22 protein-coding genes are annotated in these 23847 nt (G+C 64.7%); 2 read left to right on the plus strand and 20 right to left on the minus strand.

The window, feature by feature from the left end:
• Window positions 1-11: 11 nt before the first annotated feature.
• The 16 genes from QC821_RS00890 to QC821_RS00965 all read right to left on the minus strand — a co-directional run bounded on the left by QC821_RS00890 (window position 12) and on the right by QC821_RS00965 (window position 16916).
• Entirely contained in the window at window positions 12-788 is a 777-nt protein-coding gene (locus tag QC821_RS00890; protein WP_309715693.1) for a sulfite exporter TauE/SafE family protein, read from the minus strand.
• Complete coding sequence (locus tag QC821_RS00895) at window positions 781-1212, minus strand: PaaI family thioesterase (protein WP_309715696.1); 432 nt, start codon at window positions 1210-1212, stop codon at window positions 781-783. Before QC821_RS00895 ends, QC821_RS00890 begins: the two co-directional genes overlap by 8 nt.
• Window positions 1209-2729 (minus strand): tripartite tricarboxylate transporter permease, encoded by a 1521-nt coding sequence (locus QC821_RS00900; protein ID WP_309715698.1) that lies wholly within the window; start codon window positions 2727-2729, stop codon window positions 1209-1211. Before QC821_RS00900 ends, QC821_RS00895 begins: the two co-directional genes overlap by 4 nt.
• Before the next feature lie 28 nt (window positions 2730-2757).
• Window positions 2758-3198: a tripartite tricarboxylate transporter TctB family protein gene (locus QC821_RS00905; RefSeq protein ID WP_309715701.1), complete on the minus strand. Its 441-nt coding sequence runs from the start codon at window positions 3196-3198 to the stop codon at window positions 2758-2760.
• A 143-nt stretch (window positions 3199-3341) separates the two neighbouring features.
• Window positions 3342-4331 carry a Bug family tripartite tricarboxylate transporter substrate binding protein gene (locus tag QC821_RS00910; protein WP_309715704.1) on the minus strand — a complete coding sequence of 330 codons (990 nt, stop codon included), beginning with the start codon at window positions 4329-4331 and terminating at the stop codon, window positions 3342-3344.
• 62 nt (window positions 4332-4393) lie between these two features.
• Window positions 4394-5197, minus strand: coding sequence for an enoyl-CoA hydratase (locus tag QC821_RS00915; protein ID WP_309715707.1), 804 nt, complete (start codon window positions 5195-5197; stop codon window positions 4394-4396).
• 35 nt (window positions 5198-5232) lie between these two features.
• A complete protein-coding gene (locus QC821_RS00920; protein ID WP_309715709.1) occupies window positions 5233-6429 on the minus strand; it encodes a CaiB/BaiF CoA transferase family protein in 1197 nt (398 codons plus the stop codon).
• 135 nt (window positions 6430-6564) lie between these two features.
• Window positions 6565-7773 (minus strand): amino acid deaminase, encoded by a 1209-nt coding sequence (locus QC821_RS00925; protein WP_309715713.1) that lies wholly within the window; start codon window positions 7771-7773, stop codon window positions 6565-6567.
• Window positions 7774-7894: 121 nt separating this feature from the next.
• A complete protein-coding gene (locus QC821_RS00930; protein WP_309715716.1) occupies window positions 7895-9202 on the minus strand; it encodes a glycerate kinase type-2 family protein in 1308 nt (435 codons plus the stop codon).
• Between the two features lie 248 nt (window positions 9203-9450).
• A complete protein-coding gene (locus QC821_RS00935) occupies window positions 9451-10335 on the minus strand; it encodes a 2-hydroxy-3-oxopropionate reductase (RefSeq protein ID WP_309715719.1) in 885 nt (294 codons plus the stop codon).
• A gap of 203 nt (window positions 10336-10538) precedes the next feature.
• Window positions 10539-11315 carry a hydroxypyruvate isomerase gene (gene hyi, locus QC821_RS00940; protein ID WP_309715722.1) on the minus strand — a complete coding sequence of 259 codons (777 nt, stop codon included), beginning with the start codon at window positions 11313-11315 and terminating at the stop codon, window positions 10539-10541.
• 246 nt (window positions 11316-11561) lie between these two features.
• Window positions 11562-13337, minus strand: a complete 1776-nt coding sequence (gene gcl, locus QC821_RS00945) for a glyoxylate carboligase (RefSeq protein ID WP_309715725.1) — start codon at window positions 13335-13337, stop codon at window positions 11562-11564.
• A 276-nt stretch (window positions 13338-13613) separates the two neighbouring features.
• Window positions 13614-14102 carry an ureidoglycolate lyase gene (locus tag QC821_RS00950; RefSeq protein ID WP_309715728.1) on the minus strand — a complete coding sequence of 163 codons (489 nt, stop codon included), beginning with the start codon at window positions 14100-14102 and terminating at the stop codon, window positions 13614-13616.
• Window positions 14103-14300: 198 nt separating this feature from the next.
• Window positions 14301-15134 carry a bifunctional allantoicase/(S)-ureidoglycine aminohydrolase gene (locus QC821_RS00955; protein WP_309715731.1) on the minus strand — a complete coding sequence of 278 codons (834 nt, stop codon included), beginning with the start codon at window positions 15132-15134 and terminating at the stop codon, window positions 14301-14303.
• Window positions 15135-15214: 80 nt separating this feature from the next.
• The gene (puuE, locus tag QC821_RS00960) at window positions 15215-16141 is read right to left on the minus strand and encodes an allantoinase PuuE (protein WP_309715734.1); all 927 of its coding nucleotides are present in this window, start codon (window positions 16139-16141) and stop codon (window positions 15215-15217) included.
• Between the two features lie 76 nt (window positions 16142-16217).
• On the minus strand, window positions 16218-16916 hold the full coding sequence (locus QC821_RS00965; protein WP_309715736.1) for an aspartate/glutamate racemase family protein: 699 nt from the start codon (window positions 16914-16916) through the stop codon (window positions 16218-16220).
• Window positions 16917-17237: 321 nt separating this feature from the next.
• On the opposite strand from QC821_RS00965, the gene QC821_RS00970 reads away from it, so the two are divergent.
• Together QC821_RS00970 and QC821_RS00975 are read left to right on the plus strand one after the other, a co-directional pair.
• Complete coding sequence (locus tag QC821_RS00970; RefSeq protein WP_309715739.1) at window positions 17238-18608, plus strand: NCS1 family transporter; 1371 nt, start codon at window positions 17238-17240, stop codon at window positions 18606-18608.
• A 75-nt stretch (window positions 18609-18683) separates the two neighbouring features.
• The gene (locus QC821_RS00975; protein ID WP_309715741.1) at window positions 18684-20138 is read left to right on the plus strand and encodes an NCS1 family nucleobase:cation symporter-1; all 1455 of its coding nucleotides are present in this window, start codon (window positions 18684-18686) and stop codon (window positions 20136-20138) included.
• A 24-nt stretch (window positions 20139-20162) separates the two neighbouring features.
• Here the strand turns inward: QC821_RS00975 and QC821_RS00980 are convergent, their stop codons facing one another.
• From QC821_RS00980 to QC821_RS00995, 4 genes are read right to left on the minus strand one after another with little or no spacing between them, the layout of a single operon-like run.
• Window positions 20163-20885, minus strand: coding sequence for a GntR family transcriptional regulator (locus tag QC821_RS00980; RefSeq protein WP_309715743.1), 723 nt, complete (start codon window positions 20883-20885; stop codon window positions 20163-20165).
• On the minus strand, window positions 20885-21889 hold the full coding sequence (locus QC821_RS00985; protein WP_309715745.1) for an ABC transporter ATP-binding protein: 1005 nt from the start codon (window positions 21887-21889) through the stop codon (window positions 20885-20887). Before QC821_RS00985 ends, QC821_RS00980 begins: the two co-directional genes overlap by 1 nt.
• Window positions 21886-22959: an ABC transporter ATP-binding protein gene (locus QC821_RS00990; RefSeq protein ID WP_309715748.1), complete on the minus strand. Its 1074-nt coding sequence runs from the start codon at window positions 22957-22959 to the stop codon at window positions 21886-21888. The genes QC821_RS00985 and QC821_RS00990 overlap by 4 nt, the downstream gene beginning before the upstream one ends.
• Window positions 22956-23843, minus strand: coding sequence for an ABC transporter permease (locus QC821_RS00995; protein ID WP_309715751.1), 888 nt, complete (start codon window positions 23841-23843; stop codon window positions 22956-22958). Before QC821_RS00995 ends, QC821_RS00990 begins: the two co-directional genes overlap by 4 nt.
• Window positions 23844-23847: the final 4 nt, after the last annotated feature.

Below are 23847 nucleotides of genomic sequence, written 5' to 3' on the forward strand. Positions count from 1 at the left end.
TATCGGGTCGATTATATCAACACCAATTTCTCGAACGCCACCCACAGCAACCGGATGGACAATATTGTCAGCAATATCTTCATGATAAAGTCGAAGTTATTATTACTGACCTGCTGCAATACTTTCAGCCCCGCCCAAGTGCCCACGAACCCGACGCCAATCATCGCTGCCATCAGCAGCAACCAATCGAAGAACACGAAACCCGCGAAACCGAAGATGAACGCCTTGGAGAGATGCTGCAGCGACATTACCGCCGAGAAGGTCGCCACGCGCACCAGCCGCTCGGGACTGATGTGCTTGAGGTAGGCGGCCACAATCGAACCTGCTGCACCCACGAAGCTGGACAGAAAGGTGGTCAGGGCGCCCATCACCAGGCTGCCGCCCATGCCCACCGCCCGCGCGGGCAGCGACGGCCCCCAGCACATGAAGATCATGAAGCTGGCGATGATCAACTCGAGCATGCCGGGCGGCAGGCGTATCAGCAGCCACGAGGCCATCGCCGCGCCGATCAGGATACCGGGTACGATGGCCGCCAGGCGCCGATAGTCGACGTCGCGCCAGGTCAACGTGAAACGACTGCCGTTGGCGCCCAGCTGGACCATGCCGTGTACCGGAATCACCGCCGCTGGCGGCATGACCTGGGCCATGGACATGATCAGCAGGGCACTGCCACCAATGCCAAAGGCGCTGGTCATCCAGGCCGTCACCAGGCTCAGCAGGATCAACAGCGCATTGACGCCTCCCGACAGGGGCGAGAGGCTATCCAGCAGGGCCAGCAAACTAGCCATTGGCCGGCATCTTCCAGGTGGAGGTGGCCATGCCGACCAGCTTGCCGGCTCCATCAAAGGCACGCGACTCGAGGAAGGAGAGGTTACGGCCCTGCTTGATGAAACGGCCCTCGAGGCGCACCTCGCCGGCCATGGCCGGACGCATGTACTGGATCTTCATCTCGATGGTACTGCCCCCGGCCCCCATCACGTGGTGAATCAGGTGCCCCATGGAGACGTCCATGGCCAGCGCCATCACCCCGCCGTGAAGGCTACCCTGAGGGTTGTAGAGGTGCGGCGCGACCGGCAGCACCACATGGCACACCTCGTCGGTATAGGTAATCGAGAGCTGCAGGAACTTGGCCAGGAAAAACTTCTCGAAGGCCGGCTCCTGGGTGGCAAGCGCCTCTTCGAATACGTCTCTGACCTTTGCGTCATCGATCATGCTGGGTCTCCTTGGATATTGGCTTTCTTGCGATAGGCGTTGAGCAGGATGCCGGAGAAAATCACCGCGACGAAGAACACCATGATGTAGACCGACGAGGGACGTAGGAAAAAGATGTCGAACGAGCCGCGGCTGATGATCAGGGTCTGACGCAGCGACTCCTCCGCCATCGGCCCCAGCACCAGCGCCAGCACCACCGCCGCCGGCGAAAAGCCGAAGCGCTTCATCAAAAAGCCGATCACACCAGCGCCGAGCATGATAAATACCTCGATCATGCTGGCATTGACGCTGAAGGTACCCATCACACAGACCACCAGTACCAGCGGGGCCAGAATGCGGTAGGGCGCCTTGATGATGTAGACGAACAGCGGGATGGCGAAGATGCTGATGACCAGCAGCGCCATGTTACCCAGGTACATGCTGCTGATCAGGCCCCAGGCGAACTCGGGATTTTCCGCCATCAGCAGCGGCCCGGGACGCAGTCCCCACATGATGAACGCCGCCAGCAGCACGGCGGTGGAGGCCGAACCGGGGATCCCCAGGGTCAGCAGCGGCACCATGGCCCCGGAGGACGCCGCATTGTTGGCCGACTCGGGTGCCGTCAAGCCGCGCATCTCGCCGTGGCCGAACTTCTTGGGCGTCTTGGAAAGCGACTTCTCCAGCGAGTAGGCCATCAGCGAGGCGATGGTCGCGCCGGCGCCGGGGATCAGGCCGATGCAGAAGCCGAGGATGGCATTGCGCGGCATGGTGAATTTGCTCTCGCGGAAATCCTTCCTGGTCGGCCAGAAGCGCTCCTCATTCTGGTACTCGACGATCCCACCACTGCCGCTCTTGTGGGCTCCGCTATAGAAGGCGTGAAACAACTCACCGATACCAAACAGGCCAATCGCCACCGGTATGAAGTGAATGCCACCGATCAGCTCGGTGGAACCAAACGTGAAGCGCTGATGACCGGTCTCCAGATCGACACCCACCGTGCCCAGTGCGAAACCGATCAGCGCCGACACCAGGCCCAGCATCCAGTTGCCCGACATCAGCGCCACCAGGGTCAAGATGCCCATCAAGCACAGCAGAAAGAATTCCGGGGGGCCGAAACTGCGCGTCACTAGTGCGAACATGGGGGCCAGCAGGGTGATCAGGATGACCCCCACGGTGCCGCCGGTGAAAGAGGCGCAGGCCTGCATCACCAGGGCCGGGCCGGCACGGCCCTGCTTGGCCAGCGGAAAGCCGTCGAAGGTTGAGGCCACCGTGGTGGAGTCGCCCGGGGTATTGAGCAGGATGGCGGTGATGGTGCCGCCGTACATGGCGCCATAGTAGATGGCGGCCAGCATCATGACTGCACTGATCGGGTCCATGCTGAAGGTAACCGGGAGCAGAATGGCAATGCCCGCCGAGGGCCCGAAGCCCGGAATGGCACCGATCATCATGCCGATCATTGCACCGAGTAGCAGGTAGAGCAGATTCACTGGGGTGATGGCGATCGACAGGCCCATCAACAAATTGTCAAAGATTTCCATTGCGATACCCTTGTCTATTGATTGTGGGCTACCACCACATGCCCTGCGGCAGTGCTGCGTTCAACAGGGTGCCAAACAGGAAGTGAATCACTACCGGCACGGCCACCGTCACAGCGGCATTGGTTTTGTGCTTACCGCGATTGAAATAGTAAAGCGTGGCAGCGATATAGGCGGGTATTGCGATGACATAGCCAAGCACCATCAGCAGCACGCCAAAGGTCAGCGACAAACCGATTAACACGGCTGCGTCCTGGTATTGGCTATCCTGAGCGCCGGAGAATAGCGTCCTGTTCTTGATATCGCTCAAGATCACCAGCAGCATGGCAGCGATCATGCTGACGCCTAGAATTCTCGGAAAGAAACCCGGCCCCATGCGTCCGCGATTGGTCAGGAAGCTCAGGTCTACAAATGCCATATAGGTGTAGCAAACTGCTACTACCAAAATAAAGAGGTAGAAAAAGAGTCTCATGGTAAGTCTCACTGAGGCTGCTGCGAGATTTCAATGCTGCACAAGCATCTGCACAGCGCGGCCATATTCAGCATCTGCATGGTACCGGCCATGCTTACGCATGGCCGGGTTAAGCAACTATTATAACTCAAGCAGTGACTGGATTAGATTGCGCCAGTTTCAGTGAGAATAGTCTCGAAGTTATTGATGGTGCTTTCCAGGAAGTCAGTGAAGTCATCCCCAAACTGCACATTCTCAGTAAGGAAGTTGGCTTCTACGTATTCCGCCCATTCAGGCGTTTCCACCACCTGGGCAATGGTATCGATCCACCACTCGCGAGCTTCTTCCGGAACGCCCGGGGGCATAATCAGACCGCGCGGCATCGCCACTGCGGCGTCGCCGTAGCCAAGCTCGGCGAAGGACGGCACACCCTCCAGCGCATCGGGTACGGTCTCGCCGCTGAACGCCAGTGCGCGGAAGTCACCCGATTCGATCAGACCGATCACCGAACCCGGCGTCGCCACCATCGCATCGACCGACTTGGAGAGCAGCGCCGTGGTCAGCTCGCCCTGCTGGTTGAAGGGCACATAGTCGTAGTCGTAGCCGGCTTCCTGGGAGAGCAGTTGGGCAACGATGAAGTCGTTGTTCACCGAGCCGATACCACCTACCGCAGGCGGGTTTTCGCGGGCCCATTCCAGGTAGTCGTCGAAGTCCTGAATATCGCTGTCACCGTTGACCACCAGTACCTGATCATCGGCAGCCATCAGCGCGATATGGGTAAAGGACATGGTGTCCCAAGGGGTGTCGGCCTGCAGCGGGGTAGCGATGAAGCTGCCGCTGGTGGTGGAGAGGTGGTAGGGGTTGCCTTCCTGGTTGAAGACGTAGCCCCAGCCCACGGCCCCGCTGCCACCTGGACGGTTGGTGGCGACGATATTCTCGGGGTACAGGTCGTACTTCTCGAGGATGTCGATCAGCGTGCGCGACAGCACGTCATTGCCGCCACCCGGGCCAAAGGCGATGGTAATGTTCAACTGCTCTTCCGGCTCCCAGCCGTCAGCCAAGGCGTGGCTGGTGGTAAGGGCCATTCCGGCGGTAGCGACCGCAATGGCGGTGGCGAGGGTGGTAGCGGTCTTCTTGAGCTTGACGTTGTGCATGACGTACTCCTGGTTATTCTTGGGTCTTGGGGTAGTAATCAAGTGATGCTTGTTGGTCGTGCTTACTTGCCTTGGAAGCGGGGTTTACGTTTCTCCTTGAAAGCAGCCTGGCCCTCCCGATAGTCGTCACTTTCGAAACATGCCGTCACCATGCGGCTGACCTCCTCCACCGACGGGGCATCGTCCTCCTGCAGTACGCAGCGAATGCCGGTCTTGACCGCCTGCATGGTCAGCGGGGCATAGCCGGCCATGCTGGTGATACGCTCATCGACGAGCTTGTCGAAATGCTCTTCGCTGAACACTTCGTTGACCAACCCGATCCGAGCCGCCTCGCTGCCGCTGAAGGTGCGCGCGGTGAGGAACAGCTCTGCGGTGCGCGTGGCGCCGACGATGTCGACGAAGCGCTTGATACCTTCGTAGGCGTAACCCACGCCGAGCTTGCCCGCCGGCATGCAGAACTTGGCTGTTTCGGTGCTGTAGCGCAGGTCACATGAGAGCGATAGCCCCATGCCGCCACCCATGCAGATCCCCTTGATCGCGGCGACGGTCGGCTTGATGCTGCTGCGCAGCGCGGACTGGGCGGCGTTGACGCTGTCGGCATAGTGCTGCGCCTGCGCCTTGTCGCTGCGCTTCTCCTTGAATTCGCTGATGTCGGCGCCCGACATGAAGGCTTTCTTGCCGGCCCCCTGCAGCACGATGACGCGTACGTCGTCATTGCTTTGGGCATCGGTCACCGCCTTGGCGACGCTTTTCCACATCTCCAGCGACATGGCGTTATAGCGCTTTTCGTTGCAGATGATGATGCGCAGCACGCCACCGTCCAGGGTGGTATCGATGTAGCCAGGCGGTTTTTCTTGGGCACTCATGGTTGTGCTTCCTCGTGATATATCAGGCTGATCAATTAGACGGCGCCAATCTCATGAAAGTGGCTGATCTGCTCCTGCGAGTAGTCCAGCTCTCCCAGTATCTCGTCGGTGTGCTCGCCCCACTTGGGCGCCACCTTGGCCACGTTGGCGGTGGTACGCGACAGATGCACCGGCTGGGTGATGAAGTACTTCTTGCCGATATCGCTATCCTCGACTTCCTGGTAAACGCCGAGGTGCTGGATCTGCGGGTCCTCGAACATTTCCGGCACCGTATACACCGGCCCGGACGGCACGCCGAAGGCGTTCAGGCGGTCGACCCAGTAGCTGACGCTCTGGGTGGAGAAGATCTCCTGAATCAGAGCGTTGAGTTCGGGTCGATGCTCACGGCGATCCTTGACCGTCTTGAAGCGGGGATCCTCACCCCACTCGGGCTTGTCCAGCGCCTTGCAGAACTGTACCCACTGGCCGTCGCCGGAGACGCCGATGTTGAAATCGCCGTCGCTGCCGTGGAATAGCCCCATCGGGCAGCTGGTGGGGTGATCGTTGCCCGCCTGTATCGGCACATCACCATCGTTGAGGTAGCGTGCCGCCTGGAAGTCGAGCATGGCGATCTGGGCGTGCAGCAGTGACGTATGCACCCACTGGCCTTCACCGGACTGCTCGCGCTCGAGCAGTGCCGTCATGATGCCCAGCGCGGTGTACAGGCCGGCGCTGGAATCGGCCACGGCGATCCCCGCCCGCACCGGCCCCTGGCCCGGCAAGCCGGTGACCGACATCATGCCGCCCATGCCCTGGACGATCTGGTCGAAGCCAGGCCGCTTGACGTAGGGACCCGACTGGCCGAAGCCGGAGATGCTGGCCAGGATGATGCGCGGATTGATCTTCTTCAGCGACTCATAGTCGACGCCCAGGCGCTCCTTGACGTCGGGCCGCCAGTTCTCGACCACTACATCGGCCTCTTCGACCAGCTTGTAGAGGATCTCCTTGGCTTCCGGCTTCTTGAGATTGAGCGTCAGCGAGCGCTTGTTGCGATTGAGGTTCTGGAAGTCACCGCCGAGACGTACGTCGGCAAACATGTTGGCGTTAGGGTCGACGCCCATCGGCGGCTCGATGCGAATGACGTCGGCGCCGAAGTCGGCCAGCATGCGCACGCAGGTCGGGCCCGCTCTGACGCGGGACAGGTCCAGCACACGAAACCGCTGCAACGCGCTTGACGCTTGAATCTTCGCCATCTCACACCTCTTGTAAATTGTTAACAGTTAGCAGCAAGCTAGCAGTGCCTACTGTGTACGGTCAACGCACAACCCCCTATACATTGGTCGCAGAGGCGCGCTACGCGGCGGCGCCAGGCCGCCGCGTCATGGCGTTCAGAACAGCGTTGTCAGCGTCTCGCGGACACGCAGCTGGTCATCGACCAGCAGCAGCTGGCGCCACTTGTCGAAGGTGAGGCAGGGGTGGGAGGCACCGAAGGCGACGATATCGCCGACGCGGATGTCGTCGTCGCGCGCCTCGGGCAGGCGAATGAAGGCGTGCTGGTCCATCAGCTTGGTGACCCGCCAGCCGGCCACCGATAGCCCGTCGTCGGGGCTACCGCCCTCTCGGTAGCGGCGCAGCGCCAGCGGCAGCTGGTCGGCGGCGATATCGCGCTTGCCGAGGGCGGCGATGGCCAGCCCCGGCTCTGGCAGCGACTGCACCTGGGCGAACACCTCAAGCGCCGGCTCGAGCCCCCGCTGCAGCTCGGGGCGCCGCGCCAGCACGCCGCGCTGCGCCTCGCGGTAGAGGCCATGATCGTGGACCACGTAGCAGCCGGGGCGCAGCACGGGCACGATGTGCTCGGCCAGCCGCGCCTGCTGGAAGGCCTCGGCGATCAGGTCGTACCAGGCCGAGCCCGACGCGGTGATGATCGGCTCGGCGGTCTCGAACAGGCCCTCGTGGTCGAGGGCCCGGCAGGCTTCCACCAGGCGCCAGGCATAGCCGCGTACGCTGGCCTGGGGGTCATCACCCTGTACCACGCCCTCGTAGCCCTCGAGGCCTGCCAGCACCAGCGCCGACTCGCTGTCGATCGCCTCGCCCAGCGCCAGCACCTGGTCGTGATCGCGGCAGCCGCAGCGGCCGCCCTCGATGCCGAGCTCGATCAGCACCTTGAGCCGCAGGCCGCGGGCGGCGAAGTAGCGACCCAGCTGGCGAACGTTGTCGGCACTGTCGACCACACAGTGGAAATCCGCGCCGGCCTCGAGCAGGTCGGCAACGATCGCCATATTGGCCTCGCCCACCAGCTGATTGGCCATCAGCAGGCGCGCCGTGCCGTGGGCGAAGGCCGCGCGGCACTGTGCCGCCGTGGCCAGGGTAATGCCCCAGGCCCCGGCCTCAATCTGGCGCTTGAATAGCGCCGGCGCCATGCTGGTCTTGCCGTGGGGCGCCAGCCGCGCGCCGTGGGCGTCGGCGAAGCGCTGCATCCAGGCCAGGTTGTGCGCCAGCGGCGCCTCGTGAATCACCGCCGCCGGCAGGCTGACGTCCGCCAGCAGCGCACCGCCGCCCTCCGGCGTGCCCTTGTCACAGCACCATGCGCGCGCCATGCATGACTCCCGTTGCAGATGGGTTACCAGCGCTAGTGTGGCGCCAGATCGCGCCCATGTCAGCGGCTTGCGAGACGCTGCAGGGCATCGGCATGGCGGAGCACGGGTGAGTCGCGTCTCATCAGGCCCTCGGCAGCACCAGGATGGCGCGCAGGTCGTTGACGTTGGTGCGGGTCGGCCCAGTGATGATCAGGTCGTCGAGCGCAGCGAAGAAGCTGTAGGCGTCGTTGCGCGCCAGGTGGTCGGCCACCGACAGCCGGGCGGCCCGGGCGCGGCCCCAGCATCGGGGGCCGAACAGCGCCCCGGCGTTGTCTTCTGAGCCGTCGATGCCGTCGGTATCGATGGCCAGGGCATAGATGCCCTCGGCGCCTTTGAGGGTATCGAATAGCCCCAGCAGGTACTCGACGTTGCGTCCGCCGCGACCGTCCCCCTGCACGGTGACGCTGGTTTCACCGCCGGAGAGGATCAGCAGCGGGGTGCTGATCTCGCCCTGGGCGGTGAGCGCCATGCGCCCCTGGGCGCGGCCCAGGTCGCGCGCCTCGCCCTCGAGATCGTCGCCGAGCAGGCGCACCTGCACGCCGCTGCGTTCAGCGCGCTCGCGCGCGGTGGCCAAGGCATCGCTGGCCTTGGCCAGCACCCGCGAGACATCGCGAGAAAAGCCGGGTGCCCCGGGTCCAGGCGCCGAGACGTCGCTGACCAGGTGGCGCCGCACGCTGTCGGGAATCGTGATGGCGTGACGCTCGAGGATCGCCAGCGCATCCTGCGCTGTGGTGGCATCCGGCAGCGTCGGTCCCGAGGCGATCAGGGTCGGGTCGTCGCCGGGCACGTCGGAGATCAGGTAGGTCACCACTTGCGCCGGGTGCGCCGCCGCGGCCAGCCGACCGCCCTTGATCGCCGACAGGTGGCGACGCACGGTGTTGATCTCGCGAATCGGCGCACCGCAGCGGAGCAGCGCCTGGTTGATCGCCTGCTTCTGGCGCAGCGCCAGGCCCGGCGCCGGCAGGGTCATCAGCGCCGAGCCGCCGCCCGAGACCAGCGCGATCACCAGGTCGTCTTCGCCGAGCCCGCTTACGCTGTCGAGCATGCGCCGCGCGGCCTGTTCGCCGAGCGCATCGGGCATCGGGTGCGACGCCTCCAGCACCTCGATATGGCGGCATTCGGCTCCGTGGCCATAGCGGGTGACCACCACGCCGCCCAGCTCAGCCTGCGGGTAGTGTCGCTGCCAGACGCGCTCCAGCGCCTGGGCCATGGCCGCAGCGGCCTTGCCGGCACCCACCACCCACGTGCGGCCGGCAGGCGGCGGCGGCAGGTTATCCGTCAGCAGGGCATCGGGGTGCACGGCAGCAACCGCACCCTTGGCCAGATGTAACAGCCAGCGGCGGGTCGCCTCACCGCTGGTGAAGGGGGCATGGGGGGTAAAGGCATTCATCGGTCAACTCCTCACAGCACGCAGCGCGCGACGCAAGTGAAAGCGGGATCGCGTATCGGGGCAGCAAAAAAGCCGGTGACAAGCCGCAAGTCGCAGGGGGCGCCTGTCACCGGTGGAAGGCCACATGCAGTGGCGATGGCAGGCGACGACCCGACGCCTGCCAACTCATGCGGAGCGCTGGCGCGCTCCCTGTTCTAGCGCTCATGACAGCCCCATCGCTGGGGCTGTCGCGTCGGCAGAGCGCCGCTTCAGCTGCCGATTTGGTGATCGGCGAGCTGCTCGAGAGCGCGCAGGATGCCGGCGTGATCCCACTCCTCACCGCCGTGGGCAGCACAGGCCTGGAACAGCTGCTGGGCGTTGGCAGTACCCGGCAGCGACAGCTTGAGGCTGCGCGCCCCCTCCAGCGCCAGGTTGAGGTCCTTCTGGTGCAGCTTGATCTTGAAGCCCGGGTCGAAGGTGCGCTTGATCATGCGCTCACCGTGCACATCGAGGATCTTCGACTGGGCCAGGCCGCCGAGCAGCGATTCGCGCACCTTGGCCACGTCGGCACCCGCCTTGGAGGCGAACAGCAGGCCCTCGGCCACCGCCTCGATGGTCAGCGCGACGACGATCTGGTTGGCCACCTTGCAGGTCTGGCCGGCGCCGTGACCACCGATATGGGTGATGGTCTTGCCCATCACCTCGAGGACCGGCTTGGCCCGCGCGAAGCCCTCCTCGGTGGCACCGACCATGATGGTCAGCGCGGCGTTGATGGCACCGCCCTCGCCGCCGGACACCGGGGCGTCGACGTACTCGCCGCCGGCCTCGGTAATACGCTTGGCGAACTCTTGAGTGGCGATCGGCGCGATCGAGCTCATGTCGATCACCAGGGTGCCGGGCTTGAGGCCCTCGATCACGCCGCCCTCGCCGAATAGCACCAGCTCGACGTCCGGGGTGTCGGGCACAATGCTGATGATCACCTCGGCCTCGGCGGCGACGGCTGCCGGGGTATCCAGCTCGCGCATGCCTTTTTCGGCCAGGCCGGCGTCCAGCGCGCCGCGCTTCACCGTCAGCAGCTCATGGCCGGCGTCCAGAAGATGTCCGGCCATGGGGCGGCCCATGATGCCCAGGCCGATAAATCCGATCTTGCTCATAATATGTCTCCTGTCAGATTGTCAGTGTGCTTGCTGAGTGTGCGCTCGTTTCCAGCCACTGTAGAGATGAGCGCCGGGGGCAAGGCGAAGCGAGGGTTATTTGCCATGGATGGCAAATGTAGCGCCCAGGGATGGGTTCACAGCGCCCTCGCGAAGGCTTGCCACCGGCACAGCTCATCGCTGCTGGGCAACACCCACCCGACTCATCGCACGCTATCCAGCCAGCCCAGGCCCTCACGGGTGGTAGTGGCCGGCTTGTACTCGCAGCCGATCCAACCGTCGTAGCCGAGCCGGTCGAGATGTGCGAACAGAAACGGGTAGTGGATTTCGCCCGTTCCCGGCTCGTGACGCCCCGGGTTGTCGGCCAGCTGTACGTGCGCGATCTGCGCCAGATTAGCCTCGATGGTCGGCGCCAGATCCCCCTCCATGATCTGCATGTGATAGATGTCGTACTGCAACTTGAGATTAGCGCTTCCCACCGTTTCGAACAGCGCCAATGCCTGATCGGTGCGATTGAGGAAGAAGCCCGGGATGTCGCGGGTATTGATCGGCTCGGCGAGCAGCAGGATACCCGCCGCCTCGAGCTTGTCGGCGGCGTAGCGCAGGTTGTCGATCAGCGTCTGGCGCGCCTGCTCCTGGCTGACGCCCTGGGGCTGGATGCCGGCCAAGCAGTTGACCTGCCTGCAGCCCAGCGCAGTGGCGTAGTCGATGGCCTGCTCGACGCCGGCACGAAACTCCTCGACGCGATCCGGATGGCAGGCGATGCCGCGCTCGCCGGCGGCCCAGTCACCGGCCGGCAGGTTGTGCAGCACCTGAGTCAGGCCGTGGGCATCGAGCCGGGCCTTGATCTCGCTGGCCGGGTAATCGTAGGGGAACAGATACTCGACGCCCTTGAAGCCGGCCTTGGCGGCGGCCTCGAAACGGTCGAGGAACTCCTCCTCGGTAAACAGCATGCTGAGATTGGCGGCAAACTTGGGCATATCTCATCTCCATTGGGTCGCTGGTTCTATTCTGCAGCGGGGCTGATCCGGCGCCAGGCCTGCGGGGAGGCGCTGTAAACCCTTCCCTGGGCGCTACCTACGCCCTGCGGCGCTCTCGCATCCTGCTCCACTTGCAGGGCCGGTGCTGGCCATCCATGGCCAGCCCGTTCGAAGCAGTGCTTCTCACCCCTGGCGTAGAACCTCCCCTCTGGCCTTTCCCCGGCGCCCCGTGTGGTGTTCTGAACGTCACGTCAGGGCGCTGATCGAGGTCGGCGCATCTTCCTGGTTCTCGGCCAGGTCTTCGAACTCGTTGACGCCGTCCAGATCAGTGCCCATGGCAATATTGGTGACCCGCTCGAGGATCACCTCGACCACCACCGGCACGCGATGCTCGCGCATCAGCTCGCGGGCCTGCTCAAGTGCCGGCGCGATCTCGTCGGGCCGGGTGACGCGCAGTGCCTTGCAGCCCAGCCCCTCCACCACCGAGACGTGATCGACGCCGTAGTCGTTGATCTCCGGGCAGTTGATGTTCTCGAACGACAGCTGCACGCAGTAGTCCATGTCGAAGCCGCGCTGGGCCTGGCGAATCAGCCCCAGGTAGGAGTTGTTCACCAGCACGTGGATGTAGGGCAGCTTGAACTGGGCGCCGGCGGCGAGCTCCTCGACCATGAACTGGAAATCGTAGTCGCCGGAGAGCGCCACCACCTCGGCACTCGGATCGGCGCGGCACACCCCCAGCGCAGCGGGAATGGTCCAGCCCAACGGCCCGGCCTGGCCGCAGTTGATCCAGTGGCGCGGCTTGTAGACGTGCAGGAACTGCGCGCCGGCAATCTGCGACAGCCCGATGGTACTCACGTAGCGGGTGTCGCGACCGAAGACCTTGTTCATCTCTTCGTAGACGCGCTGCGGCTTGACCGGCACGTTGTCGAAGTGGGTCTTGCGCAGCAGGCTGCGCTTGCGCGCCTGGCACGCCTCGGCCCAGGCGCTGCGGTCCTTGAGCGTGCCGGCTGCCCGCCACTCCTTGGCGATCTCGACGAACAGCTCGAGGGCCGCGCGAGCGTCGGAGACGATGCCGTAGTCGGGGCCGAAGATGCGTCCGATCTGGGTCGGTTCGATATCCACGTGGACGAAGGTACGCCCCTCGGTATAGGTCTCGAGGTTACCGGTGTGGCGATTGGCCCAGCGGTTGCCGATGCCCATCACGAAATCCGAGGCCAGCAGGGTGGCATTGCCGTAGCGGTGCGAGGTCTGCAGCCCCACCATGCCGGCCATCAGCGGATGGTCGTCGGGGATGGTGCCCCAGCCCATCAGCGTCGGGATCACCGGCACACCGGTGATCTCGGCCAGCTCGGTGAGCAGCTCGCTGGCGTCGGCGTTGACGATGCCACCCCCGGCGACCAGCAGCGGCCGCTCGGCGGCATTGAGCATCGCCATGGCCTTCTCGGCCTGGGCGCGCGATGCGCTGGGCTTGTAGGCCGGCAGCGGCTCATAGGTGTCCGGGTCGAATTCGATCTCGCTCATCTGCACGTCGATCGGCAGGTCGATCAGCACCGGGCCGGGACGCGAGCTGCGCATCAGCTGGAAGGCCTGTTGGAAGGCCCGCGGCACCTGGGCCGGCTCGAGCACGGTGACCGCCCACTTGGTCACCGGCCCGGCGATGGCCTGGATATCCACCGCCTGGAAGTCCTCCTTGTGCAACTTGGCACGCGGCGCCTGGCCGGTGATGCACAGGATCGGGATAGAGTCGGCGCTGGCCGAGTAGAGCCCGGTGATCATGTCGGTGCCGGCGGGGCCGGAGGTGCCGATACACACGCCGATATTGCCGGCCTGGGTACGCGTATAGCCCTCGGCCATGTGCGAGGCGCCCTCGACGTGACGCGCCAGCACGTGGTCGACGCCGCCGACCTTGCGCATGGCGGCGTAGAACGGGTTGATGGCGGCGCCGGGCACGCCGAACGCCATCTCGATGCCTTCCTTCTTCAACACGTGGATGGCGGCTTCTGCTGCGGTCATCTTGGCCACGACGATTCCTCCTCGGTGACGTGATCCGTTGTTGTTGTATACCAAGCTAGACCGCCGAAGATTTGCCGTCAATATTTTATGGAAAATATTTCCACTAAATACCAATAGAGAATCGAGAACACCATTCATCAGCCTCGCGAGCGGTTCTCATCGAGCAGAAAGAGATGCCATACAGCACCCGAAAACGCATCGAGCGGACACGCCGAAGGGGCAGAAGGCCGCGCCTCCTGCCCGTTCTCGGCAAACCCCATCACGACGCTGCGGTGTCGCGGCAGCTCAGTCGAGGCTGATGCGCAGCGCCAGCGGATACTCGTCGCAGTTGTTACCCTCGCCGCCGCGGTCGACGACCAGGAACTCGCCCTCGCGCTCGAGCACCGACTGGATGGCATGCCAGGTACCGGCACGGTAGTTGACGCCCTGGCGGCCGTCGGTGACGAAAGCGCGCACGTCGCCCGGGTGGATGCTATCCCCCGGTGGGGCGACCACGATGATGAAGCGCTCCTCGTGCAGCGGCATGAAGGCCTGGCTGCCCTGGGGGTGGCGCTCCAGGAAGTCGAGTTCGAGCGGCACATCCACCGGCTGGCTGACGAAGATGCTGATCAGCGTATGCGCCTGCTCGCCCAGTGTCTCGACCTTGGCCAGGTCGTGATAGCGGCAGGTGCGCCCGGCATTGATATGAAAGTAGTCCGCAGTGCGCGTATCGATCACATCACCGAAGGGCGCGAAGGCCTCCGGCGTCAGCGGCGCGGCGTTGAGTTCCAGCATGTAGACTCCATTTCCCAGGCTTTGTTATGTGTGGCAACGCAATGGCAGAGTAGCGCCACTCGAGGCTGATCCGGCGGCAGGCCTACGAGGGGGCGCTGTAAACCCGTCCCTGGGCGCTACCTTGCGCCATCCATGGCGCAAACCCCCTCTACGACCTGTCCCCGGCGCCTCTCGCTCTCCGAAGTGCTCTGCTCGGTCTCAGCGAGCACCCAAGCGCAGCGCCGGATGGCGGTTGACGTCCTTGTAGAGCAAATAGCGGAACGGCCCCGGGCCACCGGCATAGCAGGCCTGTGGGCAGAAGGCGCGCAGCCACATGAAGTCGCCGGCCTCGACCTCCACCCAGTCCTGGTTGAGGTGATAGACCGCCTTGCCCTCCAGCACGTAGAGGCCGTGCTCCATCACATGGGTCTCATCGAAGGGGATCACGCCGCCCGGCTGGAAGGTGACGATATTGACGTGCATGTCGTGGCGCACATCGGCGGGGTCGACGAAGCGAGTGGTAGCCCAGCGCCCCTCGGTATCCGGCATCTCGACTGGCGCGATGTCGTTCTCGTTGGTGACGAAGGCCTCCGGCACCTCGAGGCCGTCGACGAACTCGAACGCCTTGCGTACCCAGTGGAAGCGCACCGGCGCCGCCGACGCGTTATGCAGCTGCCAGTCGCTGCCTGGCGGGATGAAGGCGTAGCCGCCGGGCGTCATGTGGTGGCGCTCGCCGGCCAGGGTCAGGGTCATCTCCCCCTCGACCACGAACAGCACGCCCTCGGCGGCGGGATCGAGCTCGGGCCGCTCGCTGCCTCCGCCCGGCGCCACCTCCATGATGTACTGCGAGAAGGTCTCGGCGAAGCCGGACAGCGGCCGTGCCAGCACCCATAGCCGCGTGTCGTTCCAGAACGGCAGGTTGCTGGTGACGATATCGCCGAACACGCCCTTGGGAATCACCGCATAAGCCTCGGTGAATACCGCGCGGTCGCTGAGCAGCTGGGTCTGGGGCGGGTGTCCGCCGTGGGGGGCGTAGTAGGATCGTTTCGACATCAGACATTCTCGATATATTTATTGGAAATTAATTCCATATACTCAAAAGCGGGTTGGCGACTGGCCTCTAGGCAAGGCTGTCAGCGCGCCGGCGCCGGATGCTGCTCGGCCCAGTGGCGGGCGATGTCCACCCGGCGCGTCACCCAGACCCGGTCATGCGCTTCGATGTGATCGAGGAAGCGCTGCAGGGCGCGGAAGCGCCCGGGGCGGCCAATCAGGCGACAGTGCAGACCGACCGACATCATCTTGGGGGTCTCCTCGCCCTCGGCGTAGAGCACGTCGAAGGCGTCGCGCAGGTAGCTGAAGAAGTGCTCAGCGGTGTTGAAGCCCTGGGGGGTCGCGAAGCGCATGTCGTTGGTATCCAGGGTGTAGGGCACCACCAGATGATCGTGGGTTTCGCCCTGGCTGTCCTGCTCGCGGGTCCAGAACGGCAGGTCGTCGCCGTAGTAGTCGCTGTCGTAGAGGAACGAGCCCTCATCGAGTACCAGCCGGCGCGTATTGACGCTGTCGCGACCGGTGTACCAGCCCAGTGGCTTTTCTCCGTAGAGCGTCTGGAAGATCTCGATGGCGCGCTGCATGTGCTCGCGTTCGAGGCTCTCGGGCATGCCCTGGTAGTGCAGCCAGCGATAGCCGTGGCAGGCGATCTCGTGGCCCAGCTCCTGGAAGGCATGGGCCACCTCGGGATGGCGTTCCAACGCCATGGCCACGCCGAATACGGTCAGCGGCAGGCCACGCTTGTCGAACTCGTTGAGCACCCGCCACACCCCGGCCCGTGAGCCGTATTCGTAGATCGACTCCATGCTCAGGTGGCGCTCAGGGTAGGCCTCGGCGCCGACGATCTCGGAGAGAAACTTCTCGGAGTGACTGTCGCCATGCAGCACACAGCTCTCGCCACCCTCTTCGTAGTTGAGCACGAACTGCACCGCAATTCTGGCCTTGCCCGGCCAGTTGGCCTGGGGCGGGGTGCGGCCGTAGCCGATCAGGTCGCGAGGGTAGTCGTGGGGCATGGTAGAGCCTCTCCTTGTCTATTCTGAACGCTATGCTGGCAACACTTTATGTATACAATTTAAAGATAGAGTGTGTTCAGGTGGGTTGCAAGGGATCTGCGTGCCTGCCCTGCGCGGTAAGCGTCAACATGGCCTGTACCTGGGCCAGCGCCGCCTCCAGGCAGTCGATCACCCGGCACTCTTTCGCCGGTGCCAACTGCGTCGCCAGCCCCGCAAACGCGGCGCCCCCCACGATGACCACATCCGGCGCCAGCCGTGAGCGCTGCGCCTCGAGGGTCGCCACCAGCCGCTGCCTGGCCAGATCGCGCTGGGCCGGCAGCACCAGGTCATCGATGGCGATGGCGTCGATCCCCAGGCAGTGTCGCGCCACGCCGAGATCGTTGAGCTGATCCTCGATCATCCGCGGCCAGCGCTGCCCCGGCGTAATCACCGAGAAACGCCCGCCCAGCTGCAGGGCGCTCAGCACCGACGCCTCGAGCATCCCCACCACCGGCACCGTACTGATCTCACGCACCGCACTGATGCCCGGCTCACCGAAACAGGCCAGCAAAATGGCATCGAACCGCTCGGGATCGTTGACCAGATGATCCTCGGCCAAGCCCACCACCGCAGCCGCAGACAGCGCACAGTCGCGCCGCGATGCAATGTAGGCAACGCTATCGACGGCCGTCTCTGCGACCACCTCGACGCCTGGCCCAAGCAGCCCTCGGGCCTTGGCAGCCATCTGATCGGTCATGGCGAGATTGGCATTGCCGTTGAGCAGCAGTAAACGCATGAGCGCCTCCTCAAGCACGTCGCCGGGCGGGTTGCCCGGCCAGACTAATTGTATACATTTATCACATAAAAATGACGACATGGTCGCTTATCGAGTCGCCGATAGTACTGTCGCCACTCTTCCTCGCTATGAGTACCTTCCAGACAAAAAGTGTAAATCACTGTTTTATATGAAATAAAAATTCTCAACCGAGCAGCATTCAGCGCTTGCAATTCAGCATAGCCTTGCCTATTTTTGTATACAAATAAAAATTACTTTGTTCACGAACCGCACAGCGCAGGTCGCACCACAACAACCACCTTCCCTTGCGAGGACCGCGATATGACCAACAGCGATCAGTCAGCGGCACAGGCCGAACCAAGCGGCGCCACCACCGGATCCCCCACCAAGGCTCCGGGGCAGGAAAGCCTGGCTCCCCAGCAGACCCGCATCATGGGTCGTCCCTCCTATTTCCTGGCGTGGTTCGGCGGCTGCGTGTCGATCGGCACCTTCGCCATGGGCTCCAGCGTGGTCGGCACGCTCAACCTGATACAGGCCACCCTGGCGATCGCCATAGGCTGCTTCGTGATCGGTATCGCCCTGGCCATCAATGGTGCCGCCGGCTACAAGTACGGCATCCCCTTCATGGTCCAGGCGCGCAGCGCCTTCGGCTTTACCGGCACGCGCATACCCGGCCTGGTGCGAGCGGTCCCCGCGGTGGTGTGGTACGGCTTCCAGAGCTGGATTGGCGCCGGCGCGCTGAACATGGTCTCGGCCACGCTGTTCGGTTTCGATAACCTGATCTTCTACTTCATCACCTTCCAGCTGCTGCAGATCGGCCTGTCGGTGATGGGTTTCCAGGGCATCAAGTGGCTGGAGAACATCGGCAGCGCCTTCATCCTCGCCTCCCTGACCTACATGTTCTATGCCACGGTGCAGCGCTACGGCGACGAGCTCTCCGCCAACCTGCTGACCATGGAAGGCTCCTGGGGCATGCCGTTCTGGGGCGCCACCATGCTGTTCCTGGGTATCTACAGCACCATGATGCTCAACGTCAGCGACTACTCCCGGGAGCACAAGCGCGGCACCGGCCCGGGCCTGCTGACCACCATCTACGCCATGTCGATCCTGCCCTGCACGCTGTTCATGGGACTGATCGGCTATATGGTCTCGGAAGCCACCGGTACCGCCGATCCCATCCAGGTGTTCGCCAACGCCGTGGACAACACCCCGCTGCTGATGACCACCCTGCTGTTCATCGCCTTTGCCCAGGTCACCACCAATGTGCTCAACAACGTGGTGCCGCCGACCTACGTGCTGATGGACGTGTTCAAGCTGAAGTTCCCCATCGCCACGGTGATCGTCGGGCTGCTGGCCTTCGCCACCTTCCCCTGGAAGCTGGTCCAGCCAGAGTCCGCCGCCGGCCTGCAGCTGTTCGTGCAGACCTACTCCGCCTTCCTGGGTCCGATCTTCGCCATCCTGGTGGTCGACTACTACGTGATCCGTCGCCGCACGCTGGATATCGGCAAGCTGTATGACGAGACCGGTCCCTACCAGGGCGTCAACTATGCCGCACTGATCGCCACTGCCGTGGGCATCGCCGCCGCCCTGACCTTCTCCGCGGTATCGTGGTACGCCAGTCTGATCCCCGCCGGCATTACCTACTACCTGCTGATGCAGCACTGGGCGCCCTGCCAGCGCTTCCGCCAATAACGCCCGCTGCGCCGAGCCCCACCCGGCCACCACCGGGTGGGGGCCTCCCTTCGAATAACGACAATGGTGACACCCATGAAAGCGAGTGATCTGGATATTCAGACGATCGACCCGAGCCTCTATAACGAGGACCTTGCCCCACTCAAGCACAAGGACCGCAACTGGGGCGCCTTCGAGATCTTCAATGTGTGGTCCAACGACATTCAGAGCCTGTTTGGCTATACCTTGGCGGCCTCGCTGTTCCTCGCTTACGGCCTCAACGGCTGGGCAGTGATGGCGGCAATCATCCTGGCCGGGGTGATCGTGATGTTCCTGGTCAACCTGACCGGCAAGCCCAGCGTCAAGTACGGCATTCCGTTCCCGGTGATGGTGCGCGCCAGCATGGGCGTACGCGGCGCCAACCTGCCGGCCATGCTGCGCGCCATCATCGGCATCTTCTGGTACGGGGTGCAGACCTACTTCGCCTCCACCGCCGTCGCGCTGCTGCTGGTCGCCCTGTTCGGTGCCGGCAATGGTTCGACCTTCCTGGGGCTCTCTGGCATCGCCTGGATCTCCTTCGTGATCGTCTGGCTGTTTCAGATCGCGATCTTCTGGCAGGGCATAGAGCGCATCAAGCACTTCCTCAACTGGGCAGGCCCGCTGGTCTACGTGGTGATGGTGGTGCTGATGATCATCGTCTGGTACCAGGCCGGCAGCGAACTGCTGCCCGCGGTGAGCACCATCTTCAGTGGCGACGGCGAACGCTCCGGTAGTTCGATCGCGGCTTTCATGGCCATCGTCGGCACCATGGTGGCCTACTTCGCCGCGGTGGTGATCAACTTCGGCGATTTCACCCGCTTCGTGAAGACCGAACGCCAGATGAAGCTCGGCAACCTGCTCGGCCTGCCGCTCAACGTGGCGTTCTTCTCCTTCATCGCCCTGATCATCACCGCCGGCACCCTGGTGCTGTTCGGCGACGCCCTGACCAACCCGGCGGACATCGTCGAGCGGGTCGATTCGCTGCCGCTGACCATCGTTGCCGCGCTGACCTTCTTCGCCGCCACCGTGGGCATCAACCTGGTGGCCAACTTCATTCCACCGGCCTACGACCTGGCCAACCTCTTTCCGAGCAAGATCAGCTTCAAGATCGGCGGGCTGATCACCGCCGTGATCGCCTTCTTCGTCGGCGCGCTGTGGGTCTCGGTGATCAGCCAGATCGGCGTGCCGGGCTTCGTCAACGCGCTGGGTGCGGTGATTGCGCCGTTCTACGGCATCATCGTCGTCGACTACTATCTGATCAAACGCCAGCAGCTGAGCATGGAGGAGCTGTTCTCGTCGGCTCCCGGGGGCGCCTACTACTATGTCAACGGCTGGAACACCCGAGCGCTGCTGGCCTTTGGCGGCGCCGCGCTGTTTTCCATCTCCACCATACTGGTCCCGGCGATGAGTGGCCTCGACGGCTTTGGCTGGATGATGGGCGCGGCGCTGGGCGGGCTTTTCTACTATGGCCTGATGCGCCAGTACCGCATGCCGCTGCCTGCGGCCGCCTGACAGCACTACGCTCACCGTGCTGCCTCACTCGCTGAAGATGCGCTGCAGGTCGGGAGCCCCGCTGGGCTCCTCGACCACCGACAGCGAGGCCTCGATAGCCTTGAGGTGGCGGCTCATGAAGAGCGCGGCGCGCTCGCCGCTGCCTTCCTCGAGCAGCCGGATCAGCTCGCTGTGGTCGTGGGATTCGCAACCCAGGTGGCCGGGGTTGCCATAGACGGCGAGGATCAGCGACGAGCGCGAGCACAGCCCGGCCACGAACTCGGCCAGGGTGGCATTGCCGGCGAGCTGGGCCAGTCGCTCGTGGAACAGCGCCGAGAGCTTGATCGCGGCGCTCTGCTTGCCCGCCCGCAGCGCCTCATGCTCGCGGCGGGCCAGGTCGCGCAGCGCACTGGCGTCAGCGGGGCTGATGTTGGCGGCGGCGCATGGCATCAAGCCACACTCGACCAGCTGGCGCGCGGCGAAGACCTCCCTGGCCTCCTCCACGCTAGGCCGGGTCACGCTGGCCCCGCGGCGCGGCGTCAGCGTGACCATGCGCTCCAGCGCCAGACGCTGCAGGATCTTGCGAATCCCGGTACGACTGACCCCGAACACCTCGGCCAGGGCATCCTCGCGCAGCCGCGCGCCGGGCTTGAGGCGCTGCTCGATGATCGCCTCGCTGATCGCCCGATGGATCGCCTCGTGGCGCTCGGCGCCGTCGCCTGCCTTGCCTTGACCACGCGCGGCTGCCCCGCGCCGCGGCGCGGCCATCAGGCACCCAGCCGGCAGCAGGCCGCCCAGTGAGTGTCGCTTAACGCGCGAGCGGCAGGCACCGCCGCCAGGCACTCGTCGGTGGCCCTGGGGCAGCGTGGCGCAAAGGCGCAGCCACGCGGCAGTTCGGCAAGGTCGGGCGGCGCCCCGGGAATCGCCTGCAAGCGTTGGCCGCGCTGCGCGCCGGAGGCGCGCGAGGCCATCAGGCCCTGGGTATAGGGGTGCTGCGGATCGCCAATGATCTCCTCGACCCGCCCCGACTCGACGATGCGCCCGGCATACATCACCGCAATACGATCGGAGATCTCGTTGGCGACGCCCATGTCGTGGGTGACGAAGATCACCGACATGCCCAGCTCGCGCTGCAGGTCGCGCAGCAGCAGTAGGATCTGGATCTGCACCGTGGCATCCAGCGCCGTGGTCGGCTCGTCGGCGAGCAGCAGCTTGGGCCGGCAGGAGAGCGCCAGCGCGATCATCGCCCGCTGACTCATGCCCCCCGAGAGCTCGTGGGGGTAGTTGGCCAGGCGGCGCTGGGGCGAGGGGATGCGCACCAGCTCGAACAGCTCCAGCGCCCGGGCCATGCCCTCGCGCCGGCTGACGCCTTCATGCCGACATACCGTCTCGGCGATCTGCTCGCCGATGCGGTAGACCGGATCGAAGGCCAGCATCGGCTCCTGGAAGATCATCGACGCCGTGCGACCGCGGAAGCGGGTCAGCTGGCGTTGTGACATGGCCAGCACGTCCTGGCCATCGACACTGACGCGACCCGAGATCTGCGTGCGCCGCTCCGGCAGCAGGCGCATCAGGGTACGCAGGGTCACGCTCTTGCCGGAGCCGCTCTCGCCGAGAATGGTCAATACCTCGCCGCGACCGAGAGTCAGGTCGACCCCATTGACGGCGTGCACCTGGCGGGTCGGGGTGCGAAAGCGCACCGTCAGGTCAGCGATCTCGACCAGCGGCGACGTCGCGGCGGTGGGCTCGAGATTTGCAGCGGCATCGCTCATGTCGGGCTCTCCTCTGAGACGCGCGTGACGGGAACGGCACCGGCCATGACCTCGTCGGCGCGCAAGCAGGCGACCTGATGAGCCGGTGCGCAGAGCTCGAGGGCCGGCTCCTCGGCGCGACAGGCATCGATGGCCATCGGGCAGCGCGGGCAGAAGCGGCAGCCCGGCGGCAGGTCGATGGGATTGGGCGGATCGCCGACCAGCGGCGCCTGCTGGGTGCGCTGGTCGGGCTGCATCGAGGGCATCGCCGACAGCAGCGCGCGGGTATAGGGGTGGGCCGGCGCGCGATAGAGCGCCTCCACCTCGCCCATCTCGGCGACCTTGCCGAGGTACATCACCATCACCCGGTCGCTGATATAGCGGACCACGTTGAGGTCGTGGGAGATGAACAGATAGGTCAGGCCATACTCCTGCTTGAGATCCATCAGCAGGTTAAGCACCTGGGCCTCCACCGACTTGTCGAGCGCCGACACCGCCTCGTCGAGGATCAACAGGCGCGGCTCCAGCGCCAGGGCGCGGGCGATATTGACCCGCTGGCGCTGACCGCCGGACAGCTCGTGCGGATAGCGATGCGCGAACAGGCTCGCCGAGAGGCCGACCTGGTCGAGCAGGCGCCGCGCCCGCTGGCGCGATTCGCGGCGCGTCACGCCGTGCACCTGGGGGCCGAAGGCGATGGAGTCCTCGACGCTCATGCGCGGGTTGAGCGAGGCGTAGGAGTTCTGAAACACCATCTGCACCTGACGCCGCATCTCACGCACCGAGATGCCGCCGCGCCGGCCGATGGCGTCGCCGTCGAAGACCATCTCGCCGCCATCCGCGGCCAGCAGGTGCATCAGCAGGCGCGCGGTGGTCGACTTGCCGCAGCCCGACTCGCCGACGATGCCCAGCGTCTCGCCCTTGAAGACATCGAAGTCGACGCCGTCCACGGCGTGGACCCGGGAAGCCTGGCGGCCGAACCCGCCCCGCGCCAGGATGAAATGCTTCTTGAGGTCGCGCACCCGCAGCAGCGGCTGCGCCTTGCCGCCGCGGTCGAGGTCCGCATGTCGGGAAAGCGGTTGCGAAGTCATCATAGCTTGACGTCCATGGCCGAGCGCAGCCCGTCGCTGAGCATGTTGAAGCAGATCGACACCGTGAAGATCATCATCCCCGGCAGCACCGCCACCCAGGGATTGACGTAGATGGCGTCGCGCATGGTGTTGAGCATCAGCCCCCACTCCGGCATCGGCGGCCTGGCGCCCAGGCCCAGGAAGGAGAGGCCCGAGGCGAGGATCATGCTGACGCTGATCAACGAGGTGGCGTAGACGAAGATCGGCCCCAGCACGTTGCCCAGCACATGGCGGCGGATGATGGTCAGGCTGCGGGCGCCGCTGGCGCGGGCCGCCTCGATGTAGTCGACGCTGCGCACCTGGGTGGTCACGCTCTCCGCGACTCGGGCGATGGGCGGTATGAAGACCACCGTCAGCGACAGCAGCGAGTTGACCAGCCCAGCGCCCAGCGCGCCGGCCAGCGCCACCGCCAGTAGCACCGCGGGAAAGGCGTAGAACACATCGATCACGCGCATGATCACGCTGTTGGTCTTGCCGCCGACGAAGCCGGCGACGATGCCGATGGCGCTGCCGATCACGAAGGCATTGATGACCGGCATCACGCCGATCAGCAGCGACAGCCGCGCGCCGTGAATCAGCCGCGACAGCACGTCGCGCCCCAGCTCGTCGCTGCCCAGGGGAAAGCCCGGCGAGCCGATCGGCTGCAGGCGATTGAGCATGCTGGTCTGGAAGGGGCTGGCCGGCGCCACCCAAGGCGCAAACAGCGCCGCCAGCAGGATCAGCAGCAGCACGATGGCGGACACCAGGGCCACCGGGTCTTGGCACAGGCGGCCGAACACCGAGCGCCAGTAGCCCTTGACCGGCGCTGCTGGGGGCGCCTGGGAGGCGGCCTCGAGGGTAAGTGACATAGCG

Source organism: Franzmannia qiaohouensis, assembly GCF_031451695.1.
Lineage (GTDB): Bacteria > Pseudomonadota > Gammaproteobacteria > Pseudomonadales > Halomonadaceae > Franzmannia > Franzmannia qiaohouensis.